At 44.5% G+C, this 1,278-nt stretch carries 3 protein-coding genes; all 3 read left to right on the forward strand.

What is annotated here, in order from left to right; all coding sequences use genetic code 11:
* Positions 1-63: 63 nt before the first annotated feature.
* Positions 64-456, forward strand: coding sequence for a 30S ribosomal protein S8 (rpsH, locus tag A3729_RS26545; RefSeq protein WP_068508541.1), 393 nt, complete (start codon positions 64-66; stop codon positions 454-456).
* Positions 457-465: 9 nt separating this feature from the next.
* Positions 466-999 (forward strand): 50S ribosomal protein L6, encoded by a 534-nt coding sequence (gene rplF / locus A3729_RS26550; RefSeq protein ID WP_068508542.1) that lies wholly within the window; start codon positions 466-468, stop codon positions 997-999.
* Between the two features lie 8 nt (positions 1,000-1,007).
* A partial coding sequence (locus tag A3729_RS26555; protein ID WP_068634460.1) for a 50S ribosomal protein L18 occupies positions 1,008-1,278 on the forward strand: 271 nt, incomplete at its 3' end.

Below are 1,278 nucleotides of genomic sequence, written 5' to 3' on the forward strand. Positions count from 1 at the left end.
GGTGGGGTTTCCTTCCGGCTTGTTTTTGATACTGCACAACTAAAAAGACTAGGAGTTCATACGATGAGTATGCAAGATACGCTTGCGGATATGTTCACACGTATTCGTAATGCACAGATGGCTGAGAAGCAATCTGTCACAATGCCTTCTTCTAAAATGAAGGTGTCAGTACTAGAAGTATTAAAGTCAGAAGGTTTCATCGAAGGCTTTAACACTGATGGTCAGGTAAAAGCACAGGTAACTGTTGATCTTAAGTATTTCGAAGGCAAGCCAGTCATCGAAGAAATTAAGAGAGCTAGCCGTCCAGGTCTACGCCAGTTTAAAGGTAAAGACGAGCTGCCAAGCATTCGCGGTGGTTTGGGTGTTGCCATTATTTCAACTTCGCAAGGTGTGATGACCGACCGAGCTGCGCGTAATGCCGGCATTGGTGGCGAAGTAATCTGCACAGTTTTCTAGGAGAAGGGCATGTCTAGGGTTGCTAATAGTCCAGTTCAGCTTCCTTCCGGTGTAGAAGTTAAGCTAACTGAGCAAGAAATTGAAGTAAAGGGCGGTAAAGGCACTTTATCTTTGGATCTTAATTCTGTTGTTACTGTAACGCAGGAAGGTTCAGAAATTAAATTTGCTGCTAAAAATGGCAGCAAGTTCTCACGAGCGATGTCTGGTACGACTCGCGCGTTGGTAAACAACATGGTTACTGGTGTAAGTACTGGCTTCCAGAAAAAGCTACAGCTAATCGGTGTTGGTTATCGTGTACAGATGCAGGGCAAGAAACTAAATCTGTCATTGGGTTTTTCTCACCCAGTCGAATACGAGCTTCCTGAAGGTATTAAAGCTGAAGCTCCATCACAGACCGAGATTGTTTTGTCAGGCGCTGACAAACAGTTGCTAGGTCAGGTTGCTGCTGAAATTCGTGCTTTCCGTCCGCCAGAGCCTTACAAAGGTAAGGGTGTACGCTTTGCTGACGAACATGTCAGACGCAAAGAAGCTAAGAAGAAATAGGTGAAGCTATGAGCATTAAGAAAGAATCAAGACTACGTAGAGCGAAAAAAACTCGCTTTAAGTTAAAAGCTTTGGGTGAGACCCGACTTACAGTTCATCGTACACCTAAGCATATCTACGCACAGATTATTTCAGGTGAAGGAAACAAGGTTTTAGCCTCTGCTTCTACTCTGGATAAAGATCTTCGCGGCGAAGGTACAGGTAACATTGACGCGGCTACTAAAGTTGGTGCTTTGATCGCTGAGCGAGCAAAGACAGCTGGTGTTTCAAGAGTAGCAT

The sequence above is a fragment of the Oleiphilus sp. HI0043 genome, assembly GCF_001634935.1.